The following is a 26,898-nucleotide window of genomic DNA, read 5'->3' as shown; positions in this document are numbered from 1 at the left end:
TTGTCGGTCCATGCGAAAGGCACAACCACAATGAGCGACCAGCAGATCCGCCACCTGCTCAAGCGGCTCACCGTCGAGCTGCACGAGACCCGGGAACGGCTCAAGGAGGCGCAGAACCCGACGCCCGAGCCGATCGCGATCGTCTCGGCGGCGTGCCGGCTGCCCGGCGGCGCCGAGTCGCCCGAGGAGTTGTGGCGCATCCTGGCCGAAGGGGTCGACGTGGTCGGCGACTTCCCCGAGGACCGAGGCTGGGACGTCGAGGAGTTGTACGATCCGGACCCCGATCGACCAGGCAAGTCGTATACCCGCAAGGGCGCGTTCCTGTCCGACATCGCCGGGTTCGACGCCGAGTTCTTCGGCATCTCGCCCCGCGAGGCGCTGGCCACCGACCCGCAACACCGGCTGCTCCTGGAGACCGCCTGGGAGCTCTTCGAACGAGTCGGCATCGACCCGACCACGCTCGCGGGCAGCCGGACCGGGGTCTTCGCCGGCCTCAACGGGCAGGACTACGCGGCCCGGCTGAGCGAGGTGCCCGACGAGGTCGGCGGCTACATCGGCAACGGCAACGCGGCAAGCGTGGCGTCCGGGCGGATCGCCTACTCGTTCGGCTTCGAGGGCCCGGCGGTCACCGTGGACACCGCGTGCTCGTCCTCGCTGGTCGCGCTGCACCTGGCGGCACACTCGCTGCGCAGCGGCGAATGCGATCTCGCGCTCGCCGGCGGCGTGACACTGATGGCCTCGCCGCTGGGCTTCGTCGAGTTCTCCCGGCAGCGCGGCCTGGCCCCGGACGGCCGCTGCAAGGCGTTCGCGGGCGCGGCGGACGGCACCGGATGGTCCGAGGGCACCGGTCTGGTGCTGGTCGAACGGCTGGCGGACGCACGGCGGTTGGGCCATCGCGTGCTGGCCGTGTTGCGGGGCAGCGCGGTCAATCAGGACGGCGCCTCCAACGGTCTGACCGCGCCGAACGGCCCGTCCCAGCAGCGGGTGATCCGGCAGGCACTGCGCAACGCCCGGTTGAGCGCGGCCGACATCGACGCGGTCGAGGCGCACGGCACCGGGACCACGCTGGGCGACCCGATCGAGGCGCAGGCGCTGATCGCGACCTACGGCAAGGACCGCCCCGAGGATCGACCGCTGTGGATCGGCTCGGCCAAGTCCAACATCGGACACACCCAGGCCGCCGCCGGAATCGTCGGCGTGATCAAGATGATCGAGGCGATGCGACACGGCGTGCTGCCCAGGACGCTGCACGTGGACGAGCCGACCCCGCACGTGGACTGGTCGGCGGGCGCGGTGCGGCTGTTGACGCAGGCCACGCCCTGGCCGGAGACCGGACGTCCGCGCCGGGTCGGCATCTCGGCGTTCGGCGCGAGCGGGACCAACGCACACCTGATCCTGGAGCAGCCGGAAGCCGTCGCGGCGACCACCGCGGAGGAGGAGGAGCGCGAGGGCACGCTCGCCGCCGCGCCCTGGCTGCTCTCGGCCCGGACGCCGGCCGCGCTGCGCGCGCAGGCGGCCCGGCTCGCGGCACACGTACGAGGCGCGGCGGTCAAGGCGACCGATGTCGTGGACATCGGCTACTCGCTGGCCGCCGGCCGGGCCCGGTTCGACGAGCGCGCCGTGCTGGTCGCGGGCGCCGACACGCCGACCGGCCTGGCCGGCTTCCTGGCCGGCCTCGACGCGCTCGCCGCCGACACGCCGGCCCCGACCCTGGTCCGGGGCTCGGCCGCCGGATCCGGGCCGCTCGCCTACCTGTTCACCGGACAGGGCAGCCAGCGCGTCGGCATGGGCCGTGAACTGTATGACGCCTATCCGGTGTTCGCCGCCGCGTTCGACGAGGTGGCGCACGCGCTGGACGGCGAGCTGGCAGGTCACGTCCCGTACCCGCTGCGCGATGTGGTGTTCGGCGTCGCCGAGGGCGCCGCCGAACACCTGGACCGGACCGTGTACGCGCAGCCGGCGCTGTTCGCGATCGAGGTCGCGCTGTACCGGTTGTACGCGTCGTGGGGCCTGCGGCCGGACTTCGTCACCGGGCACTCGCTCGGCGAACTCACCGCCGCGCACGTGGCGGACGTGCTCACCGTCGCGGACGCGGCCACACTCGTGGCGGCCCGGGCCCGGCTGATGCAGGCGATGCCCACCACCGGCGCGATGATCGCGGTGCAGGCGAGCGAGGAGGAGGTCACCGCCGCGCTGGCCGGGCGCGAGCACGAGGTGGGCATCGCGGCGATCAACGGCCCGCGCTCGATCGTGCTCTCCGGCGACGCCGACGCGGCCCTGGAGATCGCCGCCGGCTTCGCCGCACAGGGCCGCAAGACCAAACGACTGCGGGTCAGCCACGCGTTCCACTCGCCGCTGATGACCGGGATGCTCGCCGAGTTCGAGCGCGTCGCCGCCACGCTGACCTATCGCGCGCCACGCGTCCCGGTGGTCTCCAACCTCACCGGGCGACCGGCCGGGATCGAGGAACTGGGCGACCCGGGCCACTGGGTCGCGCACGTGCGCAACGCGGTCCGCTTCCGGGACGTGATCGCACACCTCGCGACGGCCGGCGTCACCACATATCTCGAACTCGGCCCGGACGGCGTGCTCACCGCGATGGCCCAGGACAGCCTGGCCGACGCGCCCGCGAGCGACCACCCGCCCGCCTTCGCGGCGGCGCTGCGCCGGGATCGGCCGGAGGCGGACACCGCGCTGCTCGCACTCGGCACCGCCCACACGCACGGCGCCGACGTGGACTGGGCCGCGCTGTACGCCGGTTCCGGCGCACGCCGGGTCGACCTGCCCACGTACCCCTTCCAGCACCGACGCTTCTGGATCGAGCAACCCGCCACGACGGCCGGGAACGCAGCCGGCCTGGGGCTGGCCACCGCCGATCACCCGCTCCTGGCCGCCTCGTTGCGGGTGGCCACCGGCCGGGGCGCGGCGGCGGACGACGGATCACACGCGGTGCTGCTGACCGGGCGACTGTCGGTGCGCACCCACCCGTGGCTGGCCGCGCACGTCGTGCTCGGTTCGGTCCTGGTGCCCGGAACAGCCTTCGTGGAGGCCGCGATCCGGGCCGGCGACGAGGTCGGCCTGGACACCGTCGACGAGTTGGTGATCGAGACTCCGCTGATCCTGCGTGAGCGGGACGCGGTACATCTCCAGGTCGTCGTCGACGGCCCCGAGGACGATCGCGGCGACCGACGGCCGATCGCCGTGTACGCCCGGCCCGAGGACGCCGAGTCGGACGCGCCGTGGACGCGGCACGCGGTCGGCTTCCTGGCCGCCGCCGAGGACCGGACGCGGACCGATGGCGCCGCGGGCGAGGTGTGGCCGCCGGCGGGCACGACGGCGATCGACGTGAGCCGGGCGTATGCCACGCTCGCCGAGGCCGGGATCGACTACGGCCCGGCGTTCCAGGGCCTGCGGGCCGCCTGGCGGCTGGGCGACGAGATCCTCGCCGAAGCCGAACTGCCCGCCGAACAACACGCCGACGCAGCCCTGTTCGGCATCCACCCGGCACTGCTCGACGCGGCGCTGCACGTCGCCTCCCTGGACGGCCTGGACGAATCGCGGGACACGGAAGGGCGCCGGCTGCCGTTCGTGTGGAACGGCGTGCGACTGCACGCCTCCAGCGCCACCACGCTCCGGATCCGGATCTCGGTGACCGGGCCCGGCGAGCTGACCTTGACGGCCACCGACGCAGGCGGCGCACCGGTGGTGTCGATCGACACGCTGGCCACACGGCTGGTGACGGCGGATCAGCTGGAGGGGTCGCAGGCGGCGGATACGGACGCGCTGTTCGAACTCGCCTGGGTCGACCACGTGGTGGTCGACGCACCGGGCTCGCCGGCCCCGGTGATCGCACTCGGCACGGACGGCATGCGGCTCGCCGACGGAACGCTCGTGGTGACGGTCGAGGCCGCCGAGGACACACTCGCCGCCGTACACCGGGAGACCGCGCGGGTGTTGGCGCAGCTCCAAGGCGACGCCGAACGTGTCCTGGTGCTCACCCGCGGCGCCTTCGCGGTGACCGAGGGCGACGTACCGGATCCGACCGGCGCGGCGGTGGCCGGTCTGGTCCGCTCCGCCCAGTCCGAACAGCCGGGCCGAATCGTGCTGATCGACCTGGACGAGGAACCCGCCTCACACGCCGTGCTCGGCGCGGCCCACGCGAGCGCGCTCGCCGCCGACGAACCGCAACTGGCGATCCGCGCGGGAGCGCCGTACGCGCCGCGCCTGCGCCGGGCCGCGGCGCTCGATCCGCGCGAGGTGCGCGGCTGGGACCCCGAGGGCACCGTCCTGGTGACCGGTGGTGTCGGCGTGCTCGGCGCGCTGCTCGCCCGACACCTGGTCGCCGAACACGGCATGCGCCGGCTGCTGCTGACCGGCCGTCGGGGCCCGGACACCCCGGGCGCGGCCGACCTGGTCGCCGAACTGACCGCGCTCGGCGCGCGGGTCACCGTGGCGGCGGCGGACGTGGCGGACCGCGAGGCGCTGGCCGCGCTGATCGCCGGTGTGCCTGCGGCCTATCCGCTGACCGCCGTCGTGCACGCGGCGGGTGTCATCGACGACGGTGTGCTCGACGCGCTCACCCCCGAGCGGCTGGCGGCGGTACTGCGGCCGAAAGCCGACGCGGCCTGGCATCTGCACGAGTTGACCCGGCATCAGGACCTGGCCGGCTTCGTGCTGTTCTCCTCGGTGGCGGCCACCCTGGGCGGCCCCGGGCAGGGCAACTACGCCGCCGCCAACAGCTTCCTGGACGCGCTCGCCGTCCGACGCCGGGTGCTCGGGCTGCCCGCGGTGTCGTTGGCGTGGGGCATGTGGGCCGAGGCGGGCGGGATGACCGCGCACCTGGCCGAGGCGGACCGGCTCCGCGCGGCCCGGGCCGGGATCCGCGCGTTGGGCTCGGCCGCCGGGCTGCGCCTGTTCGACCTGGCCGTGCGGCCGGACGGCGGCCCGAGCGGGATCGACCGGGCCGTGCTGGTGCCGGCGCCGCTGGACCTGGCGGGCCTGCGAGCCCGGCCGGAGACGGTTCCCGCGTTGCTGCGCGGCCTCGTGCGGCCGGGCCGACGGCAGGCCGTCAAGACGGCCGGACCGGCCTCGCTCGGGCAGCGGTTGGCCGCGCTGGGCGCGGCCGAGCGCGAGCAGGCACTGCTCGACCTGGTCCGCGCCGAGGTCGCGGGCGTACTGGGCGCGGACCCCGAGGCGGTCGGCGTCCGACGCGCGTTCAGCGACCTGGGCATGGACTCGCTCACCGCGGTCGAACTGCGGAACCGGCTCAACACCGCCACCGGCCTGCGGCTGCCCGCGACCTTGGTCTTCGACCACCCGACCCCGGGCGCGCTGGCCGACCACCTGCGCGGCGCACTGCTCGGCGACCTGCCGGACACGCACGCCGCGCCGGTGCCGGCGCCGGCGAGCGGGCTCGCCGCGACGGCGGACGACCCGATCGTGATCGTCGGCATGGCCTGCCGGCTCCCGGGTGGCGTGGCCTCCTCGGACGACCTGTGGCGGCTGGTCGAATCCGGCACCGACGCGGTGGGCGAGTTCCCCACCGATCGCGGCTGGGACGTCGAGGACCTGTTCGACCCGGACCCCGAGGCGGCCGGCAAGTCGTACACCCGCCACGGCGGCTTCCTCTACGACGCCGCCGAGTTCGACGCGGGGTTCTTCGAGATCTCACCGCGCGAGGCGCTGGCCACCGACCCCCAGCAGCGGCTGCTCCTGGAGACCACGTGGGAGGTGATCGAGCGGGCCGGCATCGACCCGACCACGCTGCGCGGCAGCCGGACCGGAGTGTTCGCCGGCGTGATGTACCACGACTACGCGCCGCACCCGGGCAACGTGCCCAGCGCACTGGAGGGTTACGTCGGCAATGGCAACGCCGGCAGCGTCGCGTCCGGCCGGATCTCCTACTCGTTCGGCTTCGAGGGCCCGGCGGTCACCATCGACACCGCGTGCTCGTCCTCGCTGGTCACGCTGCACCTGGCCGCGCAGTCGTTGCGGCTGGGCGAGAGCGACCTCGCGGTCGCGGGCGGCGTCGCGGTGATGGCCTCACCGGGCGCCTTCACCGAGTTCTCCCGGCAGCGCGGCCTGTCCGTGGACGGGCGCTGCAAGGCGTTCGCCGGCGCCGCCGACGGCGTCGGCTGGGCCGAGGGCATCGGCATGCTGCTGCTGGAACGGTTGTCGGACGCGCGGCGCAACGGGCATCGGGTGCTCGCGGTGGTGCGGGGGAGCGCGGTCAACCAGGACGGTGCCTCGAACGGTCTGACGGCGCCGAACGGTCCGTCCCAGCAGCGGGTGATCCGTCAGGCCCTGGCCAACTCCGGTCTGGCCGTCGGTGAGGTGGACGCGGTCGAGGCGCACGGGACGGGTACGACGTTGGGGGATCCGATCGAGGCGCAGGCGTTGATCGCGACGTACGGGCAGGGCCGGTCGGTGGAACGGCCGCTCTGGTTGGGGTCGTTGAAGTCGAATATCGGGCACGCGCAGGCGGCTGCCGGTGTGGCGGGTGTGATCAAGATGGTGGAGGCGCTGCGGCACGGGGTTTTGCCCAGGACGTTGCATGTGGACGAGCCGACGCCGCACGTGGATTGGTCGGCGGGCGCGGTGCGGCTGCTGACGCAGGCCCAGCCGTGGCCGGAGACCGGGCGGCCCCGCCGAGCGGGGGTCTCCTCGTTCGGGGTCAGCGGCACCAACGCGCACGTGATCCTGGAGCAGCCGCCGGCGGAGGTCGAGCCCGACCCGGGCGACGCGCACCCCGACGCGGTGCTGCCCTGGATCGTGTCCGCCAAGCGGGTCCCGGCGCTGCGCGCACAGGCCGAACGACTGGCCGACCTCCTCGCGAGCGGCCCGGATCCGGTGGACGTCGGCTCGGCCCTGATCGGCACCCGGGCCGTGCTCGAAGAGCGCGCGGTGGTGATCGGCGAACGGGAGTCGCTGACCGAGGGCCTGGCCGCGCTGACCCGAGGCGACTCGGCCGCCGGCGTGGTGACCGGATCGGCGGCGGGCACGCTCGGCAGGACGGTGTTCGTCTTTCCCGGGCAGGGCTCGCAGTGGGCCGGAATGGCAGCCGAACTCTACGGCCAGTCACCTGTGTTCGCGTCCCGATTCGGCGAGTGCGCGAAGGCGCTCGAACCGTTCGTCGACTGGTCGGCCACCGATGTGCTGACCGGTGTCGAGGGCGCGCCGTCGTTGGATCGAGTGGACGTGGTCCAGCCCGTGTTGTGGGCGGTCCTGGTCTCGCTGGCCGAGGTGTGGCGTTCGTACGGCGTGCTCCCGGACGCGGTCGTGGGCCATTCGCAGGGCGAGATCGCGGCGGCGGTGGTCGCGGGCGGGTTGTCGTTGGCGGACGGCGCGCGGGTGGTTGCGCTGCGAAGCAAGGCGATCGTGGCCTTGTCCGGACGCGGTGGAATGGCGTCGGTGGCGCTGCCCGAGGCGGATGTGCGGGCGCGGATCGCGAGCTGGGGCGGGCGGGTGTCGATCGCCGCCGTCAACGGTCCCGGTCAGGTGGTGGTGTCCGGCGAGCCTGAACTGCTCGCCGAACTGGTCGCCTCGGTGACGGCCGAGGGTGGCCGGGCTCGGGTGATCCCGGTGGACTACGCGTCGCACTCGGCCCAGGTGGACGAGATTCGGGACCGGATCGTCACCGATCTGGCCGATATCGCGCCGGTGTCCGGGACGGTGCCGATCCTGTCGACCGTCACCGGCGAGTGGCTGGACACCGCGTCGATGGATGCCGGCTACTGGGCGGGCAATCTGCGGGAGACCGTGCGGTTCGAGGAGGCCACGCGAGCCCTGGCGGCCTCCGGGCACGGGGTCTTCGTCGAGGTGAGCCCGCACCCGGTGCTGGTGGCGGCGATCCAGGAGACCCTGGAGGCCGCCGAGACGAAGCGCTCGCTCGTGGTCGGTACGCTGCGCCGCGACCAGGGCGGTGCGCGGCGCCTGTATACCTCGCTCGCCCAGTTGTGGGTGCGCGGCATCGACGTCGACTGGAGCGCGGCCTACGCGGGGTATCGGCCACGCCGGGTGCAGTTGCCCACGTACGCGTTCCAGCACGAGCGCTATTGGCTCGACGGGAGCCGGACCGCGCGGGGCGGCGCGGGTGCGCTCGGCCTGCCGAGCGAGGCCGGCGGGGGGCCCGTCGAGGACGCGGCGCCCACACTCCCCGACCGCCTCGCGGGCCTGGGAGCGGCCGAACGCGAGGGTGTGGTGCTGGAATTCGTACGCACCGAGACCGCCGTCGTGCTCGGCCACGGCGACCCGGTCGCGGTCGAGCCCGAACGTGCCTTCCGCGAACTCGGCTTCGACTCGCTGACCGCCGTGGAGCTGCGCAACCGGTTGAACACCGGTTCGGGCCTGCAACTGCCGGCCACGCTGATCTTCGACTACCCGACCCCGGCCGAGGTCGCCGCGTTCGTCGCCGAGTTGCTCGCAGACCGACCGGCGAGCACGATCCCGGGCCGCCCGCTGCCGTCCGCGCTGGAGGAACTCGACCGGCTGGACGCCGCACTGTCGGCGGACCTCGGCGACTCCGCCCAGCGGTTGGCGATCCTCGACCGGCTGCGGGTGCTCGCGACCAAGTGGGCCGACCCCTCGGTCGGTTCCGGTTCGGCACCGGCCGACTCGGACGAGATCGATCTGGACACCGCCAGCGACGAGGAACTGTTCGGCCTGCTCGACGGCAACGTCGAATCCTTCTGACCCCCCGGACCACCGAACCCACCAGGAAAGGCAGTTCCATGTCGGACGAAGACAAGCTCCGGGGATACCTCAAGCGCGCGCTGGCCGATGTCCGCCAGGCCCGGAAACGGGTGCACGAGATCGAGGCGAGCCGGCGCGAGCCGATCGCGATCGTCGGGATGGCCTGCCGGCTGCCCGGTGGCGTCGGCTCGCCCGAAGACCTGTGGCGGCTGGTCGAATCCGGGACGGACGCGGTTGGTGAGGCCCCCACCGATCGGGGCTGGGACCTGCGAGACCTGTACGACCCGGACCCCGACCGGCCCGGCACCACCTACACGACGGCGGGCTCCTTCCTGCCGGACGCCGGGGACTTCGACGCGGCGTTCTTCGGTATCTCGCCCCGCGAGGCGTTGGCCACCGACCCCCAGCAGCGGCTGCTCCTGGAGACCGCGTGGGACGCGTTCGAGCGGGCCGGGATCGACGTCACGAGCCTGCGCCGCAGCCGGACCTCGGTGTTCACCGGAATCGCCGGGATAGATTACGCGCCGGCCCCGGACCGCGTTCCGCAGGAGTTGGAGGGCTACCTGGGCACCGGGACGCTGGGCAGCGTGGCGTCCGGGCGGATCTCCTACACCTTCGGGTTCGAGGGGCCCGCGGTGACGGTGGACACCGCGTGCTCGTCGTCGTTGGTGGCGCTGCATCTGGCGGCGCAGTCGCTGCGCTCGGGCGAGTGCGATCTCGCGCTCGCGGGCGGCGCCACGGTGATGGCGTCGCCGATGGGCTACGTCGAGTTCTCCCGGCAGCGCGGGTTGTCCGTGGACGGCCGGTGCAAGGCGTTCGCCGCGTCGGCGGACGGCACCGGGTGGGCCGAGGGGGTCGGCGTACTGATCCTGGAACGCCTCTCGGACGCCGAGCGCCTGGGTCATCGGGTGCTCGCCGTGGTGCGCGGCAGCGCGGTCAACCAGGACGGCGCCTCGAACGGTCTGACCGCGCCGAACGGCCCGGCCCAACAGCGGGTGATCCGCGAGGCGCTGGCCAACGCCGAGCTGGCGGCGGGCGACGTGGACGTGGTGGAGGCGCACGGGACCGGGACCACCCTGGGCGACCCGATCGAGGCGCAGGCCCTGCTGGCCACGTACGGCCGGGACCGCCCGGCCGAACGGCCGCTGTGGCTGGGTTCGTTGAAGTCCAACATCGGCCACGCGCAGGCCGCGGCCGGTGTCGCGGGTGTGATCAAGATGGTCCAGGCACTGCGCCACGGCGTGTTGCCGAGGACGCTGCACGCCGAGGAGCCGACGCCGCACGTGGACTGGTCCTCGGGCGGGGTGCGGCTGCTGACCGAGGCTCGGCCCTGGCCGCAGGCGGACCGCCCGCGTCGGGCGGCGGTGTCCGCGTTCGGGGTGAGCGGCACCAACGCGCACGTGATCCTGGAACTCCCGGAATCGGAGCCGGAGGTCGCCGAGCACAACGACGCGCCGGAGCCCGCCGTACTGCCGTGGGTGTTGTCGGCGAAGACCCCGGACGCCTTGCGCGCGCAGGCGGGTCGCCTGGCGGATCGGCTCGGCGCCGACCCGTCACCCGCGACCGTGGATGTGGGCTTCTCGCTGGTGGCCACCAGGGCCGCGTTCGGGGAGCGCGCCGTCGTGCTCGGCGACCGGAGCCGACTGGTCGCGGGTCTGGGCGCGGTGCTGCGCGCCGAGTCGGTGGCCGGCGTGGTCACCGGGTCGGCCGGACCGGTGGGCCGGACCGTGTTCGTCTTTCCCGGCCAAGGTTCGCAGTGGACCGGGATGGCGGCGGAGCTGTACGACCAGTCACCGCTGTTCGCGGCGGCTTTCGCGGAGTGCGCGAAGGCGCTCGAGCCGTTCGTGGACTGGTCGCCGATCGATGTGCTCACCGGCGCCGAGGGCGCGCCGTCCCTGGACCGGGTGGATGTGGTCCAGCCGGTGTTGTGGGCGGTGCTGGTGTCGCTGGCCGAAGTGTGGCGCTCGTTCGGGGTGGTCCCGGACGCGGTCGTGGGCCATTCGCAGGGGGAGATCGCGGCGGCGGTGGTGGCCGGCGGATTGTCCCTGGAGGACGGCGCCCGGGTGGTGGCGCTGCGGAGTCGGGCGATCGTCGCGTTGTCCGGGCGCGGTGGGATGGCCTCGGTGGCGCTGGCCGAGCCGGACGTCCGCGCGCGGATCGGCGCGTGGGACGGGCGGATCTCGGTCGCGGCCGTGAACGGTCCGGGGCAGGTGGTGGTCTCCGGAGAGCCGGACGCGCTGGAGGAGCTGGTCGCGGCGGTGACGGCCGAGGGTGGCCGGGCCCGCCTGATTCCGGTGGACTACGCGTCGCACTCGGCCCAGGTGGAGCAGATCCGGGCACACATCACCGAGGATCTGGCGGCGATCGCGCCGGCGTCCGGGTCGGTGCCGCTGTGGTCGACGGTGACCGGCGACTGGTTGGACACGACCGGGATGGACGGCGCGTACTGGGCGACCAACCTGCGTGAGACGGTCCGGTTCGAGGAGGCGACCCGGGGGTTGGCGGCATCCGGGCACGGGGTGTTCGTCGAGGTGAGCCCGCATCCGGTGCTGACCGCCGCGATCGAGGCGACGCTGGAGGACGCGGGTCGGGAAAGTCCGGTCGTGGTCGGCACGTTGCGCCGCGACCAGGGCGGCGCGCAGCGCCTGTACACCTCGCTCGCCGAGTTGTGGGTGCGTGGGGTGTCCGTCGACTGGGGCACGGCCTTCGCCGAACACCAACCCAGCCGCGTCGACTTGCCCACCTACGCGTTCCAGCGCAAGCGCTACTGGCGGCAGATTCCGGCCGATCCGACGGCCGGGCCCGCGTCGCTGGGCCTGCGCCCGGTCGAACACCCGCTCCTGGGCGCTGCCGTGCGTGCCGGCGACGGCGACGACGTGTTGCTGACCGGGCGGATCTCGGTGCGTTCGCATCCGTGGCTGGCCGACCACGCGGTGCGCGACACGGTGTTGTTGCCGGCGTCCGCCTTCCTGGAACTCGCGCTGCGGGCCGGTGACGAGGTGGGCCTGGGCACGGTTGACGAACTCGTGATCGAGGCGCCGCTGATCCTGACCGACCCGGACACGGCCGTGCACCTTCAGGTCGCGGTGGGCGCGGCGGCCGAGGACGGGCGGCGCCGGTTCGCGGTGTTCTCGCGGGCCGAGGACGCGCCGGACGACGCGGACTGGGCCCGGCACGCGGGCGGCTTCCTGGCGCCGGAGACGGCCGAGGTCGACGCCGGGACGGACGCCGCGTTCGCCTTCGGCGACTGGCCGCCCGTCGACGGGGTCGAGGTCCCGGTCGAGGACGCCTACGACGTGCTCGTCGCCGCAGGGATCGACTACGGCCCGGTCTTCCAGGGCCTACAGGCCGCGTGGCGCGGCGAGGACGCCCTGTTCGCCGACGTCGCGCTGGCCCCGGAGCAGGCCGAGGACGCACCGCGGTTCGGTGTGCATCCGGCGCTGCTGGACGCGGCGCTGCACATCGCGGTGGTCGAGGCCGTGCGGCGGGCCGCGGCCGCCGGTGAGCAGGCCGGGACGAGCCTGGCCTACGCCTGGAGCGGTGTGCGGCTGCACGCGACCGGCGCGGTGCGGCTGCGGGTGCGACTCGCGTTCGCCGGTCCGGACGCGGTCTCCCTGGAGGCCGCGGACGAGCGGGGCGCGCCGGTGTTGTCGGTCGGGTCGCTGATCTCCCGCCCGGTGCCCGGCGGCCTGCCGGCCGGCGGCGGCACCCGGTCGCGGGCCTCGGCGGATGCGGACGTACCCGGCTCGGCAGCCGTACGGCGCACCCGGCGGGCGGTGCGCTCGGCGCCGGCGAGCACCGCATCGGCGTTCGCGCAGCGGCTCGCGGCGGGGTCCGAGGGGGAGCGGGTCGAGATCCTGGTGGATCTGGTGCGTGCCGAACTGGGCGTCGTGCTCGGCCACGCGGACGACGAATCGGTGGACGCCGAACAGGCGTTCCTCGAGGTCGGCCTGGACTCGCTGACCGCCGTGGAACTGCGCAACCGGCTGTCCGCGGCGACCGGTCTCCGGCTGCCCGCCACGGTCACGATCGCGCACCCCACCCCGCGCGGCCTCGCCCTGCATCTGGACGCCGAACTGGCCGAACAGGGCACGTCCCCGGCGCCGGCGCCGGCTTCGGATGCCGCGCCCACCGAGGTGGCCAAGGGCGCGCTGGCCTCCTTCTACGTCCAGCTCTGCGCGGCCGGCAAGTACAACACCGCGGCCGAGGTGATCATGGCCTCGGCGGGCCTGCGTCCGTCCTTCCCGCCGGCCGAGCGCGACCGGCACGCCAAGCCGGTGCTGCGGTTGGCCACCGGCGACACGGGGCCCGCCATCGTGTGCTTCCCGTCGGTGAGCGCGATCTCCGGACCGCACGAATACGCCCGGTTCGGGCAGGTGTTCCAGGGCGAGCGGGACGTGTTCGTGCTCCGGACACCGGGCTTCGCGGCGGAGGAGTCGCTGCCCGAGCACGCCGACACCCTGATCCAGATTCATCTGGAGAGTGTGCGGGCGGCCGTGGGCGAGCGGCCGTTCATCGTGGTGGGGCGTTCGATGGGCGGTTGCATCGCGCACGAGGTGACCCGCCGATTGGAGGCCGAGGGGGTGCGCCCGGTCGGACTGGGACTGATCGACACGTTCCCGATCGACACCGCGCTGGTCCCGGGCATGGACTGGTGGCTGCCCGCGATGATCGAGGGCATGCTCGGCCGGGTCGCGCAGTACGACATGACCCTGAACGACACCAACCTCACCACGATGGGCCGGTATCAGCGGCTGTTCGCCGATTGGAAGCCGCAGCCGATCGCGACCCCGACCCTGGTCGCCCAGGCGCAGACCCCGGTACGGGGCACGGTGATCGATCCCGAGGGCCGGTGGGACTGGCGGGCGTACTGGCCGCTGCCGCACGACCTGATCGGGATCACCGGTGACCACTTCACCGTGCTGGAGGACCACGCCGACCTGACGGCGGCGACGATCGTGGACTGGGCGGCCGGTCTGCCCGGCTGACCGCTCCACCACCACGGCACGTCGCGAGCACAACACCACTTCGAGGCTGGGAAATTCATGACGAAGGTACTGTCCCCGGTGGATCTCGCCGAGATCCACCGCACACTCGCGCTGTTCGCGCACGTCTTCGACAACGGGGACGTGGCCGGGCTCGATCTCGTGTTCACCGAGGACGTCGTGGTCGAGATCGGCGTCGGCGCGCCGCGATCCTTCCGGGGCATCGCCGAGTTCGCCGAGTACACCCGGGGCAAGAGCGCGGCGACGCCGGACCACCACACGCTCAACACCACCGTCGAGGTGGACGGGCACGGGCAGGTCCAGGCCCGCAGCCGGTACATCGGGATCAACCCGGCGGGCCGGCTGACCGGCGGCGAGTTCCTGGACATCCTGCGGGAGACTCCACACGGCTGGCGGATCGCCTACCGACTGAGCCTGCCGCGCGCCCCCCGGCAGGCCGGCGCGGGCGTGCCCAAGGCGGAATTCCCGCTTCCGGTACGGCTTTCCGAGGTGGTCGCACCGTGACCGCCGGCGCGGCGAGGCTGACCGCCGAGGACGTCGCGGGCATCCACGACACCCTCGCGCTGTTCGCGCACGTCTTCGACAACGACGACATCGGCGAGCTGGACCGGGTGTTCACCGACGACGCGGTGATCGAGAACACCATCGGCAATGGCTACACGATCGACGGCCTGGCCTCGGCCCGGCAGTTCACCGGTCGACGCAGCCCGGACACACCCGACCACCAGACGCTGGACACGGTGCTGTTGGTGGACGCGGGCGGCACGGTGCGGGCCCGCAGCCGGTACATCGCCACGCTGACCGACGGCGAGGTGCACGGCGGGGACTACTACGACATCCTCGAACGCACGCCGCGGGGCTGGCGGATCAAGTACCGGGTCTCGGTGCCCCGGCATCCGATCCTGGACCGGATCGACCTGCCGGAGGAGTTCGCCCGGGCGTGGCGGCCCACGGCGGACAACGTGGTGCGCTTCGCCCGGGAGTGAGAAACGCGCGGATCGGGGCGCGGCCGACGGCCCGCCCCGATCCGTGGAACGCGGTGGGGGACTGCGGACAGGCCCTAGCGGGCCACCGCGATCGTGGTCAGTGCGATGCCCGCGTCGACCTGCCAGCGACCGGCGAACCCGTCCAGCGGTCGGTCCTCGATCAACAGCCGGGCGGCGAACGTGCCGGCCACCGGATCGAACTCGACCTCGGCCTCGGCGAAGTCCAACCACCGTTCGGTGAGCGGGAACCACGCCTTGTAGACCGACTCCTTGGCGCTGAACAACAGCCGATCCCAGGCGATCTCGGGTCGAGCGGCGGCCAGGTCGAGCAGGTGCTTGCGCTCGGTCTCGGACGAGACGGTCGTCAACACCCCCTCGGGCAGCGGCAGTGCCGGTTCGGCGTCGATGCCCAGGGTGAGCAGCACGGCCCGATCGGCGACGGCCGCGGCACGGTACCCGGCGCAGTGCGTCATGCTGCCGACCACGCCCGCCGGCCACCCGGGCGCGCCGCGCAACCCCGGCAGCAGCGGTGCGGCGGGGACACCCATCCGGGCCAACGCGCGGCGAGCGCAGCGCCGTACGGTGGTGAACTCGCGGCGGCGCTTGTCCACCGCCTTGGCGAGCAGCGCCTCCTCGGCCGGGAACAGCGGCGGCCCGTCGGGGTCGTCGAAGGACTCCTCGGCGAACACCTCGGGCGGCAGCACGCGGGCGATCAGCGTCCGGTCGACGGGACGCGCGGCGGTCATCGGGCGCCCGCCTGTTGGTCCGTACGGGAGGTGTCGGCGGTCTCGGCGGGCACGATCCGGCGCGGGATCGGCCGGCGCAGCCCGTTCTTGCGCTCGCGCGGATAGCCGAGCGAGACCTCCTCGAAGCGCACCCCGTCGTACCACGTGGTGCGCGGGATGTGCAGGTGGCCGTAGACGACGGCGGCGGTCGGGAAGCGGCGATGCCAGTCGGCGGTGAGGTCGGTGCCGCACCACTGCGCGAACTCCGGGTACCACAACACGTCCGTGGGCTGCCGGACCAGCGGGAAGTGATTGACCAGCAACAGCGGCGCGTCCGGATCGGCCGCCGCCGCGAGTCGGCCCTCGCTGTACGCCACCCGGGCCCGGCACCACTCGCCTCGGGTCGGATAGGGGTCGGGGTGCAGCATGAACTCGTCGCTGCACACCACGCCCGCGGCGTACGCGGCGTCCAGCGCCTCCTGCTGTGTGGTCGTGCCGGGCGGGCGCCAGGTGTAGTCGTAGAGCACGAACAACGGTGCCACGGTGACCCGACCGCCCGGACCGTCCCAGACCGGGAACGGGTCCTCGGGGGTGAGCACGCCCAACTCCCGGCACATCGCCACCAGATGGCGGTAGCGCCGCTCGCCGCGCAGTTGCACCGGATCATCCGGTGTGGACCACAACTCGTGGTTTCCCGGGACCCACACCACGCGCGCGAAACGCTCGGCGAGCAGCCGAAGGGTCGCTTGGGTCTCCTCGATGTGCTCGGCCACGTCACCCGCGACCAGGATCCAGTCCTCGTCGGTTCCGGGCCGGATGCCCTCGACGAGTACGCGGTTGGACGGGATCGCGGAATGCAGGTCGCTGACTGCGTACAGCGCGCGCTCGGGCAAACGGGCAGTGCTCATCGATCGACCATAAGCGGGTTCGCGGTGCGCTGGGAAGGCCGACACGGCGTGGTCCGACCCGCACGCAAGTCCCGCGCAAGGTCGCGTAGGGGTCGGTCAGGGGTACGCCACACGCCCGGCGTATGTCACCGTCGTCAGGAAGCAAGACCGGACCGCCGGAGAGCGCAAGACCCGACCGTCAAAGAGAGGGAAGAGCCGTTGCGGTACGAGATTCTCGGCCCCGTGCGGATCGTCGACGGCCATGAGCCGCGCACGATCGCGGCGCCCAAGCCGGAGACCCTCCTGGCCGCCCTGCTCGCGCGGCGGGGCCAATTGCTGACCGTCGAGCAGATCGTGGCCGAGATCTGGCCCGACGCCGGACCGCAGCGGGCCAAGTCCACGGTGCACGTGTACGTTTCCCGGCTGCGGGCGATGCTCGGCGCCCAGGGGCCCGCGCGGCACGGCCCGTTGGCCACCTGCGCGGGCGGCTACGTGCTGCACGCGGGACCGGACCGGCTGGACGCGGACGCGTTCCACGGCCTGGTCGACCGAGGCCGGGCGGGACTGTGCGCCGGGCGGCGGCACGAGGCGGCGGAGACCTTCACGAGCGCGCTCGACCTGTGGCGGGGGCCCGCGTACGCGGGCGTCGCCCAGGGGCCGATCGTGCGCGCGCACGCCGCGCGGCTGGACGCGTCCCGGCTGGAGTGCCTGGAAATGCTGATCGAGGCCAACCTCGCGCTCGGCCGCTATCGGGAGAGCGTCGCGCGGCTGTACGCGCTGACCGCCGAGTATCCGCTGCACGAGAACTTCGCCCGGCACCTGATGGTCGCGCTCAACCACTGCGGCCGGCGCGGCGACGCGCTCGCGGTGTACCAGGGCACGCGGGGAGCGCTGCGCGAGGTCCTGGGCCTGGAGCCGTCCCGGGCGTTGCGCGAGGTACAGCACGCCGTGCTCACCGGGGTGGAGCCGCGGGGCACGCGGACCGACTCGCTCGCCGGGTAGCCGGCCGGCACCGTGCAGCGATGATCAACAGCGACGATCGGGAAGGAACCCGTCACATGACTACCGCCTCCGCCGTCTCGGATGCCTGGATCCGCCGATTCCATCCGGCCGCGAAACCGCTGCCGCGCCTGGTCGCCCTGCCGCACGCGGGTGGATCGGCGAGCTTCTGGTTTCCGCTGTCGGCGGCGCTCGAGGGTCGGGCCGAGGTGCTCGGCGTGCAGTACCCGGGGCGCCAGGATCGGCGCGCCGAACCGCTCATCGACGACATCGACACCCTGGCGGACCGGATCACCGAGGCCCTGGATCCGTGGCTGGACGAGCGGAGTCCGCTGATCCTGTTCGGCCACAGCATGGGCGCGATCCTCGGCTACGAGGTGGCCCGCCGGTTGCGGGTGCCGCCCGCCGCGCTGATCGCCTCCGGCCGCCGGGCCCCGGACCGGGGGCGCGACGAGCGGCTCCACCTCCTGGACGACGCGGGGCTGGCCGCCGAACTGCGCTCGATGAGCGGCACGGACGCGAGCATCCTGGCGGACGAGGAGGTGCTGCGCATGGTGCTGCCCGCACTGCGCGCCGACTACCGCGCGATCGAGACGTACAAGTGCGCTTCCGCGAACCCGCTGGAGTGCCCGATCACGGTGCTGATCGGAGACAGCGACCCGAAGGTCACCCTCGACGAGGCGATGTCCTGGCGCGAACACACGATCGGCACATTCGCCCTGCACACCTTTTCCGGAGGTCACTTCTACCTGACCGATCACCAGGCTGAGGTCACCGCGCGCATCGCCGCCGCGGTCGCGGCGGTGACGGGCCGCTCCCGGGCCTGAGCGACCCGGAGTGCCCCCGTCGGCGGACCGCCGCCCGAGGCGCTCGCTCGAATGGCTCCCGGTCTCGACCGGCGTACCGGTCCGGGACACGGGGGCCGGCGAGCGCCGGATCGAACGCGTGTACGAAACACGGTGCACGCTCCGCCGGCGGCGGCGATGCGGCCCGCCGATGATCGAGGCATGGCCGGTCAGGATCAAGTTCACGCCGTACTGCCCGAGATTCAGCCGATGCTGGCCACCGCCGCGCCGCTGCCCGGGGCGGGCTACGACCTCGACTGGGGCTTCGAGGTCAACTGGGACGGCGCCCGCACGGTGGCGTACTGCGCGGGGGACCGGACCGTACGGCTGGTCTCGAGCGAGGGCGAGGACGTCACCCGCACCTATCCCGAGCTGGCCGGCCTCGGCGAGCAGCACGGACAGCGGCAGGCCGTGCTCGATGGCGAGATCGTGGTGCTCGACGATCGCGGGCGCCCCGACCTCGAACTGCTCCGACGGCGGATGGGCGTGGTGAACCCGCGCAAGGTGGCCCGGCTGACCATGGACGCGCCGGTGCACCTGATGCTCTTCGACGTGATGTACCTGGACGGCCGCTCGCTGCTGCCCACCCCGTACCGCGAGCGCCGGATGCTCCTGGAGAGCCTGGACCTGGCCGGCCCCCGGTGGTCCACGCCCGAATGGAGCGAGGGCGACGTGCAGCACGCGTGGGCGACGAGCCTGCACCACGGGTACGAGGGCATCGTGGGCAAACGGCTGGCCTCGGACTACCAGCCCGGGCGCCGCTCCCCGGACTGGATCAAGGCCAAGCACATCGAGACGCACGACGTGGTCATCGGCGGCTGGGTCGAGGGCCGAGGCGACCTGCGCGGCCTCCCGGGCAGCCTGCTCGTGGGCGTCGACGCACCGGACGGGCTGCGCTTCGTCGGCACGGTGGAGGACGGTCTGACCGCCGCCGAGCGCGGCGAACTCGGGGAATACCTGGGCGCGTTGACCCGTGCCGACTCGCCCTTCGCCGGATTCGCCGACATCCCCGGCGCGCAGTGGGTCGAACCCCGCCTGGTCGCCGAGGTCACCGTCTCCGGCTGGACCACCGCCGGCCGACTCCGCCACCCGACCTGGCAACGGCTGCGCCCGGACCTGACCCGTCGCTGAGGCGCGGCTTGGATATTCCCGCGAGAACGCCGAGCGGCCGGCCGGTGAACATTGCCGGGGTCGGCGGTCGGGGCCGAAATCCGCCTATGCAGGGGTGATTTCGGCACGGGACGATGAGGGACCCCATCCGAGCACCAAGGGCGACGACTGCGGAAGATCCGGACCGCGAACGGGCGTTCCGGCTCGGCATCCCGACGGGTCATCGGGTTCGGACAGCGCAACTTCCGTCGATGCCTCCGCCGACGTCCCCACGTCCGCCGAGGAGTCCACTCGTGCTCTCGCTGCCTCGCACCCTGTCCGCGACGGTCGTGGCCGTCACCGTCGCCGCCGGGACCGCATTCGTCACGCCGACCGCCCATGCCGCCTCCGCGTCGAACTACGCGGCCCTGGGCGACTCGTACAGCGCCGGTGTCGGCGCGGGCAACTACCTGCCCGACAGCGGCGCCTGCAAGCGCAGCGCCAACTCCTACCCGGCCCTGTGGAACAACAGCCACCCGGGCGGCGGCTTCGCCTTCGTCGCCTGCTCCGGCGCCAAGACCGCCGACGTCCGCGCGGGCCAACTGTCCGTGCTGAACTCCGCGACCACCCTGGTGACCATCAGCATCGGCGGCAACGACGCCGGGTTCGTCGACACCGTCAAGTCCTGCGTGCTGGGCTCGGAAAACGACTGCTCGGTCGCCGTGGACAAGGCGAAGACCTACGCGACGACGAAGCTCCCCGCCGACCTGGACGCCACGTACGCGCAGATCCGCAACCGCGCGCCCAACGCGCGGCTGGTCGTGCTCGGTTACCCGCGCCTGTTCGAACTCGGCGGGTGCTTCCTGGGCATGAGCACCTACAAGCGCACCATCCTCAACCAGGCCGCCGACACCCTGGCCGACATCACCCGAGGGCGGGCCGGTGCGGCGAACGCCGACTACGCCGACGTGCGCAACCGCTTCGCCGGACACGGCGTATGCGGCTCGAACCCCTGGATCAACGGCATCAAGCTGCCCATCGACGAGTCCTACCACCCCAACGGCGCGGGCCAGAGCCAGGGCTACCTGCCCGCACTCCAGGCCACCGTCGGGGCGACCGTCGGAGCGCGCCCCTAGCGCGCCGCGTTCTTCGCGGGCATCGGCCTACTCCTTCGCGGCCCGGGCGAACTGCCGGGCGATGACCATGCGTTGGATCTGGTTGGTGCCCTCGAAGATCTGCATGATCTTGGCCTCGCGCATGTAGCGCTCGACCGGGAACTCGCGGGTGTAGCCGCATCCGCCGAACACCTGGACCGCGTCCGTGGTGACCTTCATCGCCGCGTCGGTGGCGACCAGCTTCGCGACGCTGGCCTGGCGACTGTACGGACGGCCCAGGTCGCGGCGGCGGGCCGCGTCCAGGTAGGTCGCGCGTGCGGAGTCGACGGCGGCGGCCATGTCGGCGAGCAGGAAGCCCAGACCCTGGTGGTCGACGATCCGACGGCCGAACGTGGTGCGTTCGTTGGCGTACTCGACCGCCGCGTCCAACGCGGCCTGGGCCAATCCCGTCGCGCACGCAGCGATGCCCAACCGGCCCGAGTCCAGCGCGCTCAACGCGATCGCCAACCCCTGGCCCTCGGCCCCGATCAGGCGGTCCCGGCCCAGGATCGCGCCGTCCCAGAACGCGTTGGTCGTGGGCACCGCGTTCAGGCCCATCTTCTCCTCGGGCCGACCGAATTCCAGCCCCTCGGCCGCGCCCGGCGCCAGGAAGCACGAGATGCCCCGACTGCCCTCGCCGGTCCGGGCGAACAGAGCGTAGAAGTCAGCCTTTCCGCCGTGCGTGATCCACGCCTTGGTGCCGTTGATCCGATACCCGTCGGCGACCGGGCGCGCCTTGCAGACGATCGCGGCCGCGTCCGAGCCCGCGTGCGGTTCGGACAGGCTGTACCCGCCGATCAACCGGCCCTCCAGCATCCGCGGCAACCACCGCTCGCGCTGCTCGGGCGTGCCGTAGGTGGCCACCGGGAAGCAGGCCAGCGTGTGCACGCTGGTGGCGACCGCCACCGCCGCCCAGCGCGCGGCCAGTTCCTCCAGGACCTGGAGGTAGACCTCGTAGGGCTGGCCGCTGCCGCCGTCCTCCTCGGCGTACGGCAGACCCAGCAGGCCCACCTCGCCCAGGATGCCGAACAACCCCTCGGGGTAGGTCTCGTCACGTTCGTAGCGCGCGGCGATGGGTGCCAGCTCGCGATCCGCGACGGTACGGGTGAGATCGAGCAGGTCCTCGGCGTCCCGAGTGGGCAGGAGGCGGTCGACGGTCACGGCTGCTCCGGAAGTCGAGGGTGTCGGGGGTGTCGGGGGAGGGAAGGCCGGCCCCGAGGGGCCGGCCGAGGCGGGAAGCGGTTCAGCCGGCCCAGACGAGCGCGGGGTCGGCGGCCCTGTCGACCGGGGCGGGCGCGGTCAGTTCGGCCAGCGCGGTGCGCGCCGCCGTGCGGTACTCGGCGACCCGGGCGAGCTTGATCTCCTCGTAGCCGCGGATCGACTCGGGCAGCGCGACCAGCGCCACCACCGCGTCCACGTTGGCGGCGGACAGCTCGCGCAGCGCGGCCCGGACCAGGTTCCGGTACTGCGGCACCAGTTCGCGCTCGACCCGACGCACCTCGGCGTAGCCGAACACGTCCAGGCGGGTCCCGCGCAGGCCGCGCGCGGCGCGCAGGGCCCGGAAGGCCGGCACCGCCGTGCGGCGCAGCCGGATCTTGCGCTTCATCCCCAGGTAGCGCAGCACCGGCGGGTGCAGCAGCACCGAGACCGCCGCGTCCGGGCCGAACTCGGCGTCCCGACGGGCCTGTTCGACCGGGTCCAGGTGCAGGCGGGCCACCTCGTACTCGTCCTTGTAGGCCATCAGGTGGTGCAGTGCCCGCGCGTACGCCACCGCGACGCGCTCACCCGCCGGCGCGCCGGCCCGCTCGATCGCCAGGGTCCGGACCGCGCGCACGTCGTCGGCGTACCGGCGGGCGTAGGCCGCGTCCTGGTAGCCCGTCAGGTCGGCGATCCGGGTGCCCAGCACCTCGCGCAGCTCGGCCTCGCCGCCCGAGCCGTCGGCCAGCGCGGCCGAGGCCGCGTCGACCTCGACCACCGCGCGCGGCGGCGCCTCGACGGCGGCGGCCAGTACCGCGGCCGGGTCCACGGCCATCGCCCGACCCCAGCGGAACGCCGCCAGGTTCTTGTCCACGGCCGCGCCGTTGAGGGTGATCGCCCGCTCGATCGCACTCGCGCTCAGCGGCAGGCAGCCGTGCTGGAACGCGGCGCCGATCAGGATCATGTTGGCCGGCATGTGGTCGGCGAACAGCGCCTCGGACAGGCCCAGCGCGTCCAGGTACAGGTTCTCGGCGCGCCTGGTCGCCGCGTCGATGCGCTCCAGCGTCTCGGTCGGTGAACCGGGCAGCGCGATCTGGTTGGTGACCATCGCGGCGGTCGGCACGATCGCGGTGTTGACCACGGCGACGGTGCGCTCCGGGTCGGCGGTGGCCAGGTTGCTCGCGGCCGCCGTGCCGAGCAGGTCGAAGCCGATCAGCACGTCCGCGCCGGCCCGCGAGGCGCGCAGCGCGCCGTCGATCGGCCGGTTCGAGATGCGCAGGTCGGACACCACCGGGCCGCCCTTCTGGGCCAGGCCGGTCTGCTCGAGGCCGGCCGCGTACAGCCCGTCCAGGTGGGCTGCCATCTGCAGGATCGAGGACACGGTCACCACGCCGGTGCCACCGATCCCGGGCATCCGCACCAGCAGGTCGGCGTCGGTGACCCGACGCGCGGGCAGCGCCGGTTCCAGCGGCAGGGCAGGTATGCTCCGGGCCTTGCGGGTGCCCGGCTCGACCAGCAGGAAGGACGGGCAGTCGCCGTTCAGGCAACTGAAGTCCGAGTTGCACGAGCCCTGGTGGATGTGCGTCTTGCGGCCGAACTCGGTGTCCACCGGCTGCACCGACAGGCACGAGGACTTGTCCCCGCAGTCGCCGCAGCCCTCGCACACCCGCTCGTTGACGACCACCTTCTCGGCCGGGGTCGGCAACTGCCCACGCTTGCGCAGCCGGCGCTCCTCGGCCGCGCACCGGTCGTCGTGGATCAGCACAGTGACGCCATCGAGGGCGGCCAACTCACGCTCGACATCGGAGAGTTCGTCACGGTGGCGGACAGTGGCGATCGGGTCGAGCCGAACTCCGCGGTAGCCGCGCGGGTCGTCGGTGGTGACCACCACCCGGCGCACCCCCTCGACCGCGAGCCAGCGGGTCAACGCCGGTACGTCCAGCCGCCCTTCGGCCTTCTGGCCGCCGGTCATCGCGACCGCGTCGTTGTACAGCAGCTTGTAGGTCATCTTGGCGCCGGCCGCGACGGCGGCCCGGATCGCCAGCGACCCGGAGTGGTGGAAGGTGCCGTCGCCGAGGTTCTGCACGAAGTGCTTGTCGTCGGTGAACGGCATCAGGCCGATCCACTGCGCGCCCTCGCCGCCCATCTGGGTCAGCCCGAGCTGATGCCCTCGGCCCTTGCCGTCCAGCGCGATCATCACGTGGCAGCCGATGCCGACGCCGACCAGGGTGTCGTCGGCGGTGCGGGTGGAGGCGTTGTGCGGACAACCGGAACAAAAGTACGGGGTGCGCGAGGCCAACATCGGCAGCGCGATCCGCGACGGGCGCCGGGGGGCGAGGGTGGCCAGGTACGCGGTCGCGGACGCGGGCAGCCGCTCGACGCCGATGCGCGCGGCGATGGCCCGGGCCACGTCGTCCGCGCCGAGCGTGCCACGCGCGGTGAGCAGCGGGCGACCGGTGTCGTCCCGGCGACCGACGATGCGCGGCGCGTCCGGGCGACGGTACAGCGCCTCCTTGAGGCGGGCCTCCAGGAACGGCACCTTGTCCTCGACGACCAGCACCTCGTCCAGGCCGTCGGTGAGTTCGGCCAGTTCGGCGTCGTCCAGCGGGAACGGCATGCCGATCCGGATCAGCCGGACGCCGAGTGTGTCGTCCCCGTCCAGGCCGAGGTCGGCGAGCGCGCGGCGGACCACCGAGAACGACACGCCCGCGGCGAGGATGCCGAGGCGGGCGTCGGGGGCGTCCCGCTCGATCCGGTTGAGCCGGTGCTCCCGGGCGTAGGCGCGGGCCAGGTCGAGCCGACGGGTGATCAGGTCGTGCTCGGCGTCGAGCGCGGCCGGGCCGACCAGGGTGGGCAGCGTGCCGCGCTTGGTCGCCGCCGGGACCGGGATGCCCTTGCCCCACGCGGACACGTCCACCGTGGTCGACGCGTCGGCGATGTCGGCGACGATCTTCAGGCCGGTCCACAGGCCGCACGCGCGGGACATGGCCACCGCGTGCAGGCCGAACTCGACGATCTCGCCGACCGTGCCGGGTGCGAGCAGCGGCATCGACAGGCTTTCCATCATCGGCTCGCAAGAGCTGGGCACCGTCGACGACTTGCTGCCCGGGTCGTCGCCGATCCACGCGACGGCGCCGCCGAGCGGGGCGGTACCGGCCATCGTCGCGTGCCGGATCGCGTCCGCGGCCCGGTCCAGGCCCGGGTTCTTGCCGTACCAGAATCCGGTCACGCCGGCGTACCGGGCGCCCGGGGTCTGGTCGACGAGCTGCGTCCCGGCGACCGCGGTCGCGGCCAGTTCCTCGTTCAACCCCGCCTGGAACACCACGCCGGCCGGGTCCAGCCAGCGCTTGGCGCGACCCATCTCCAGGTCCACGCCACCCAGCGGCGAACCCTGGTAACCGCTGACGAAGACCCGGGTGTCCAGGCCGCGCGCGATGTCCAGACGGCGCTGCTCCAGGGTCAGTCGGATCAGCGCCTGCACACCCGAGATCAGCACCCGGCCCTGCTCGGCGGTGTACTTGTCGTCGAGGGAGACATCCGGGAAGGACGTGGGCGCGTCCTGCGCCACCGGGACCGGAAGCGAAGGCGAAGCCTGATCTGTGCGCACGGAAGCCTCCGTCGTAGCCGGATGGGTGGGGCGGCTGGGGGTGGGGTGGGGTGCGATAAGCACACCAATGGCGCCTCCAGGACGCAAGTACCTTGCGAGATTTGGGGCAGAAGACGCAAAGATCTTGCCGAGCGGTGATCGGTCGGTCGAATTGTTTGCGTGTGAAGCGCGTCACCGAAGGGGTCGGGAGGGGACCCGGGTCGTTCGCGCGGTGCCGTCCAGGGGTAGCCGAACACACCAGGGGCACGACGAAACACGACGAGATGTGGGATGAGGGGCGGTGCGGCTGGAATGGGTGATTCGCAGGCGCGTGAACCGGGCGTGCGCGAGCCGGGAGGGCGTGCACCGGGAGTGGGCGAGCCGGACGTGGGCGAGCCGGACGTGCGCGAACTGCGCGAGATCGACGAGTTTCGCGACGTCGAGCACCTGTACGGCGGGATCTGGCCGGCCGTGCCGGGGCAGGGCCTCCCGGTGACCGTCGAGTTGATGCGGGCGCTTACGTACGCCGGGAACTACGTAGCCGGGGCGTATCGGGGCGGTCGAATGGTCGGTGCGGCGGTCGCCTTCCTGGGCGCGCCGATCGGCGAGACGCTGCACTCGCACGTCACCGGCGCGCTGGCCGGGAGCGGTGCGGGCTTCGCGCTCAAGACGCACCAGCGCGGCTGGGCCCTCGCGCGCGGGCTGCGCCGGATCACCTGGACCTACGACCCGCTGATCCGTCGCAACGCCCACTTCAACGTGACCAAGCTGGGCGCGCGTCCGGTGTCCTACCTGCCGGACTTCTACGGCGACATGATGGACACCGTCAACAGCGGTGACGAGAGCGACCGGCTCCTGGTGTCCTGGGAGCTGAACGATCCGAGGGTACGAGCGGCCGTGCGCCACGACTGGACCCCGCCCCCGCCGCCCCCGAACGCCGAGTCGGCCCTGACGACACGGGCCGGCCGACCGGCTCCGACCGGCACGAACGCCGAGACGGTACTGATCGCGGTCCCCCCGGACATCGAATCCCTCCGCCGCACCGACCCGACCACGTCCCGAGCCTGGCGCACAGCCCTGCGGGACACCCTGGGCGTGCTCCTCGACCACGGAGCCACGGTGCTGAGCTTCGACCGGGACGCGGGTTATGTGGTGTCGCGCTCGCGGCAGGAGTGACCAGGCCACGCCCCCGCGCGCGACGGGTCGACCGGCGAGGGCGTACCGGTTCGGGTGTCGAGAGCGCGCTCTCGCCCGCCGCAGAGGCGGGATCTGCCCGAATTCGGGCAGATTCTTGCCGTCCGGGCGGGTCGGGTCCAGGATCGGAGGGTGGCTGACGGCGAATTGGTGGAGCGCATCGCGGCGACGACAGGGCTCTCTCCTTCGGAGGCGGCGCGGATCGTCGACGACGTGCTGGCCTGGTACCGCGAGCCGGTCGAGGACTACGTCCGGCGCCGGCATCGGCACCACAAGGTCTACGGCAAGCGCAACGCGCAGATCTACCGCCTGATCGCCGCCGAACTCGCCGATCGCCTCGTCGCGCCACCCGAGTTGACCGAGCGTCAACTGCGGCGCGTCATCTACGGCTGAGCCGACGGGTTCCGCCGGCCGACCGGGTTCCCCGGCTCGACCGGGTCGCTTCGGCCGACCCGTTCGCCGGCGACCCGCGACGTGCCCGACGGACCGACCTCCGACCCTTCGACCGCCCGGCGCGGCCGAACGGACCGACCTGCCAA

14 protein-coding genes and 1 pseudogene are annotated in these 26,898 nt (G+C 73.1%); 11 read left to right on the top strand and 4 right to left on the bottom strand.

What is annotated here, in order from left to right; translation table 11 throughout:
* The 5 genes and pseudogenes from ACIRL2_RS35000 to ACIRL2_RS34980 all read left to right on the top strand — a co-directional run bounded on the left by ACIRL2_RS35000 (position 1) and on the right by ACIRL2_RS34980 (position 14,683).
* Positions 1–8,691 (top strand): type I polyketide synthase, encoded by an 8,691-nt coding sequence (locus ACIRL2_RS35000; protein ID WP_402237625.1) that lies wholly within the window; start codon positions 1–3, stop codon positions 8,689–8,691.
* Positions 8,682–12,371 (top strand): annotated as a pseudogene (locus tag ACIRL2_RS34995) (type I polyketide synthase); the annotation flags it as partial. The gene ACIRL2_RS35000 and the pseudogene ACIRL2_RS34995, both read left to right, overlap by 10 nt.
* The gene (locus ACIRL2_RS34990) at positions 12,369–13,679 is read left to right on the top strand and encodes a thioesterase domain-containing protein (protein ID WP_402237712.1); all 1,311 of its coding nucleotides are present in this window, start codon (positions 12,369–12,371) and stop codon (positions 13,677–13,679) included. The pseudogene ACIRL2_RS34995 and the gene ACIRL2_RS34990, both read left to right, overlap by 3 nt.
* 57 nt (positions 13,680–13,736) lie before the next feature.
* Positions 13,737–14,201 (top strand): nuclear transport factor 2 family protein, encoded by a 465-nt coding sequence (locus ACIRL2_RS34985; protein ID WP_395859418.1) that lies wholly within the window; start codon positions 13,737–13,739, stop codon positions 14,199–14,201.
* A complete protein-coding gene (locus ACIRL2_RS34980) occupies positions 14,198–14,683 on the top strand; it encodes a nuclear transport factor 2 family protein (protein WP_395859417.1) in 486 nt (161 codons plus the stop codon). Before ACIRL2_RS34985 ends, ACIRL2_RS34980 begins: the two co-directional genes overlap by 4 nt.
* Before the next feature lie 74 nt (positions 14,684–14,757).
* On the opposite strand, the gene ACIRL2_RS34975 is transcribed toward ACIRL2_RS34980, so the two are convergent.
* Positions 14,758–15,429 carry a 4'-phosphopantetheinyl transferase gene (locus tag ACIRL2_RS34975; protein ID WP_395859416.1) on the bottom strand — a complete coding sequence of 224 codons (672 nt, stop codon included), beginning with the start codon at positions 15,427–15,429 and terminating at the stop codon, positions 14,758–14,760.
* Entirely contained in the window at positions 15,426–16,316 is an 891-nt protein-coding gene (locus ACIRL2_RS34970; protein WP_395859415.1) for a metallophosphoesterase, read from the bottom strand. Before ACIRL2_RS34970 ends, ACIRL2_RS34975 begins: the two co-directional genes overlap by 4 nt.
* A 198-nt stretch (positions 16,317–16,514) precedes the next feature.
* On the opposite strand from ACIRL2_RS34970, the gene ACIRL2_RS34965 reads away from it, so the two are divergent.
* The 4 genes from ACIRL2_RS34965 to ACIRL2_RS34950 all read left to right on the top strand — a co-directional run bounded on the left by ACIRL2_RS34965 (position 16,515) and on the right by ACIRL2_RS34950 (position 20,364).
* Positions 16,515–17,297 (top strand): BTAD domain-containing putative transcriptional regulator, encoded by a 783-nt coding sequence (locus ACIRL2_RS34965; protein ID WP_395859414.1) that lies wholly within the window; start codon positions 16,515–16,517, stop codon positions 17,295–17,297.
* Positions 17,298–17,353: 56 nt separating this feature from the next.
* On the top strand, positions 17,354–18,121 hold the full coding sequence (locus ACIRL2_RS34960) for a thioesterase II family protein (protein ID WP_395859413.1): 768 nt from the start codon (positions 17,354–17,356) through the stop codon (positions 18,119–18,121).
* Positions 18,122–18,301: 180 nt separating this feature from the next.
* Entirely contained in the window at positions 18,302–19,270 is a 969-nt protein-coding gene (gene ligD / locus ACIRL2_RS34955) for a non-homologous end-joining DNA ligase (RefSeq protein WP_395859412.1), read from the top strand.
* Positions 19,271–19,542: 272 nt separating this feature from the next.
* Positions 19,543–20,364, top strand: a complete 822-nt coding sequence (locus ACIRL2_RS34950; protein ID WP_402237620.1) for an SGNH/GDSL hydrolase family protein — start codon at positions 19,543–19,545, stop codon at positions 20,362–20,364.
* A gap of 27 nt (positions 20,365–20,391) precedes the next feature.
* Here the strand turns inward: ACIRL2_RS34950 and ACIRL2_RS34945 are convergent, their stop codons facing one another.
* Positions 20,392–21,543 (bottom strand): acyl-CoA dehydrogenase family protein, encoded by a 1,152-nt coding sequence (locus ACIRL2_RS34945; protein ID WP_402237617.1) that lies wholly within the window; start codon positions 21,541–21,543, stop codon positions 20,392–20,394.
* An 82-nt stretch (positions 21,544–21,625) separates the two neighbouring features.
* Positions 21,626–25,186 (bottom strand): indolepyruvate ferredoxin oxidoreductase family protein, encoded by a 3,561-nt coding sequence (locus tag ACIRL2_RS34940; protein ID WP_402237615.1) that lies wholly within the window; start codon positions 25,184–25,186, stop codon positions 21,626–21,628.
* Between the two features lie 291 nt (positions 25,187–25,477).
* On the opposite strand from ACIRL2_RS34940, the gene ACIRL2_RS34935 reads away from it, so the two are divergent.
* Positions 25,478–26,341: a GNAT family N-acetyltransferase gene (locus ACIRL2_RS34935; RefSeq protein ID WP_402237612.1), complete on the top strand. Its 864-nt coding sequence runs from the start codon at positions 25,478–25,480 to the stop codon at positions 26,339–26,341.
* A 150-nt stretch (positions 26,342–26,491) separates the two neighbouring features.
* Positions 26,492–26,752: a hypothetical protein gene (locus ACIRL2_RS34930; RefSeq protein ID WP_402237611.1), complete on the top strand. Its 261-nt coding sequence runs from the start codon at positions 26,492–26,494 to the stop codon at positions 26,750–26,752.
* Positions 26,753–26,898 lie beyond the last annotated feature (146 nt).

Origin of the sequence: Embleya sp. NPDC127516 (assembly GCF_044765325.1) — a bacterium.
In the GTDB taxonomy this organism is placed as follows: Bacteria; Actinomycetota; Actinomycetes; order Streptomycetales; family Streptomycetaceae; genus Embleya.
Note: the sequence above shows the minus strand (reverse complement) of the source record. Positions and strands in the feature narration are given on the sequence as shown.